The organism is Oceanispirochaeta sp., from assembly GCF_027859075.1.
Taxonomy (GTDB): Bacteria; Spirochaetota; Spirochaetia; order DSM-2461; family DSM-2461; genus Oceanispirochaeta.
In genome coordinates, this window is sequence record NZ_JAQIBL010000109.1 from 1 (window position 1) to 2,336 (window position 2,336).

The window sequence follows — 2,336 nt, forward strand, 5'->3', positions numbered from 1 at the left end:
AGTCCCTTGGCAATGATTTTAGTATACAGAGTGTGCTGAGGATGGGAAGGTTCTTTCAGGGCTCCCACAAGGGAACAGGCATTCCCTTCGATAATCAAACCGGTTTCATATCCTTTTTCATCCAGATTAAGAACATTCAACATGGCATGGGCAAAGCAGATGGGCTCTCCCTGAAAAGCAAAAACGATGACTTTTTTCATAATGACTCCTGACTGTGGGTATTCCTAAACTTATTTTCATTCGGGAAGGAATGAATTACAAGAGCTTTTCTGTATAATAGTTTATTGTTCATTGAAGAATTTGTGAAAAGATGGGGGAGAGTACCGAATGAGTATTGAAGTATTGAGCGGACCCTTACAGACCGAGCGTCTGAGTGACGGCAGGAGAAAACTCCTCCGGGATTTTATAATTTCGGTTGATAAAAAGGAGTTCACAATCCCATCGGATGGGTATACAACCGATTTCAGTTCCATCCCCTGGTACGGCCGTTTTGTGGTGCGCTGGTCCAAGGTGGATATTGCCGGGGTCGTTCATGACTACCTCTATGTCAACGGTGGTGTCAGCCGGGCCTATGCCGACGAGCTGTGGCGCCTGGTCGCCCTGGCGGGAGAGCATCACGCCAATCGCTTTCAGGCCCGCATCTGCTGGCTGGCTTTAAGAATCGGCGGGGGTCCTCCCTGGAACAAATACCGTAAAGAAGAACCCCTTCAAAAGGATGAATCTGTCAAAGGCAAAAAATTTGAAAAAGGTTGATCTCAGGGAAGGACTCTTATTCTGAAAACCGCCGGCGGAGCGCCCCATGTAGACAGAATCTCAAGTTTAAGTTCACTAAATTCCGTCCCTGCTGCCAGTTTCAGAACCTTGCGGCTCTGATAATTATTTCTATCTTCCATAAGGATTCTACCATTCTGATCCCTGAGACAGAAGTGGCGGACGCAGTTGGGCATATGCCTCACGGCATGACCCACCTGTACCGTCTCCATGGCATTATCAAAGTCCGTATCAAAACAGAGGATCACTTCTGATGCTTTCACAGGGTTTTTCCACCGGGCTGTTAAACTGGGAGTCTTGTCTTCCAGATCCGGAACCCATCCAAAATCCTGATGGCTGGGTCTTTCATAACCCCCGGTCACTCCGGCAGGTGAAAAGGCTCTGAGAGCCCTTGAGAACTTGACCGCCGGTAACATCCCCATTGGTCTTCTATGGGGGAGCCAGAACTCAAAGCTATGAATACCCGAGCCTTCAGGAGCTTCCTGAATAACAGACTTAGCCACTTTGTCATTCAGTTCATGGTAGAGGCTGAGGAGTCCGGGTAGGGTAATAGAGGATGTTTCCATTTCATAGGGATGTTCCGGGATAAATGTAAGGAGTCCGTAAAAATTCTTATCTTCCTGATATGTAAGTTTCACTCTCAGATCGCTCTGACCTGCACTGATGCTGATTTTTTGTTCTTCCAAAATAATTTCAGGACTGAAATTCCCTACTTTTACAGCCTTCCTTAGTTGAACCCTTAGGATTTGAAGCTGTTTTGATTTGATCGTAAACTCCATGATAGGAAGATTTCCCGATGGCAAGGGCAGCAAAATACCTTTGGGATCATCAACAAACTCAAAAGTACCGCTTCCTGGAAGCTCAGATAATGCTAAAACCGAAGAGGCTTTCAGGACTGCCTTGTGGATTAGATCCTCCTTGTCTTTCTGATCAAGGAAGGGAATAAACTGTCCGGTTCTGATGAGCTCTCTTTGAAATCCTTCAATATTTTCGGTCTGACCCAGTTCTCTGGGGCTGATGCCTTTTTGAAGGCAAATCTTCGCTCCCAATGCCACAGACTGGGCTCCATGGGCGCTGGTCATCATGACTCTAGTGGATCCGAAAGCCACATGGGAGACACTGATCAGCCGTCCCGCCAGGAATAAATTGTCTACATTCCGGCTGTACATGCAGCGCCAGGGAATCTGATAGACTCCTTTGCTGTGGTATTGATTACAGGGGGAGATGTCCGTATAGACGCCGTCTGCGGGATGAAGATCAACAGCCCAGCCACCGAATGAAACGGCATCATCAAAGGTCTTCTGCTCTATAATATCGGATTGACGGAGCATGTAGTCTCCATCAAAGCGGCGGCTCTCTCTTTTGCCTGGTATCATGCCGACCCACTCCAGAGTCAAATTTTCCGCCTCTGGAAATTTTCCTGAGTTTTTGATGTAATCCCAGATCCCGTAGGTTACTTTCCACAGTTCTTTTTTTATGTCCTGACTCTCATGAACCGTATCCATCCGTCCGCCGTATTCCAGCCACCAGAAGGAGCATCCTGAATCGGAGGCTTTGATCCTGTT

The 2,336-nt window shown here is 47.3% G+C and carries 3 protein-coding genes; 1 reads left to right on the forward strand and 2 read right to left on the reverse strand.

The features are described from left to right. Positions 1 to 200: hypothetical protein (locus PF479_RS06380; protein WP_298003731.1), on the reverse strand; the 200-nt coding region annotated here is incomplete at its 3' end. Between the two features lie 127 nt (positions 201 to 327). On the opposite strand from PF479_RS06380, the gene PF479_RS06385 reads away from it, so the two are divergent. Then, a complete protein-coding gene (locus PF479_RS06385) occupies positions 328 to 753 on the forward strand; it encodes a DUF1353 domain-containing protein (RefSeq protein ID WP_298003734.1) in 426 nt (141 codons plus the stop codon). 2 nt (positions 754 to 755) lie between these two features. Here PF479_RS06385 and PF479_RS06390 read toward each other — a convergent pair. Continuing rightward, a partial coding sequence (locus PF479_RS06390) for an FAD-dependent oxidoreductase (protein ID WP_298003737.1) occupies positions 756 to 2,336 on the reverse strand: 1,581 nt, incomplete at its 5' end.

Excerpts from the sequence above, each read along its gene's own strand:
- PF479_RS06385 (WP_298003734.1), top strand. The coding sequence starts at position 328 with ATGAGTATTGAAGTATTGAGCGGACCCTTACAGACCGAGCGTCTGAGT.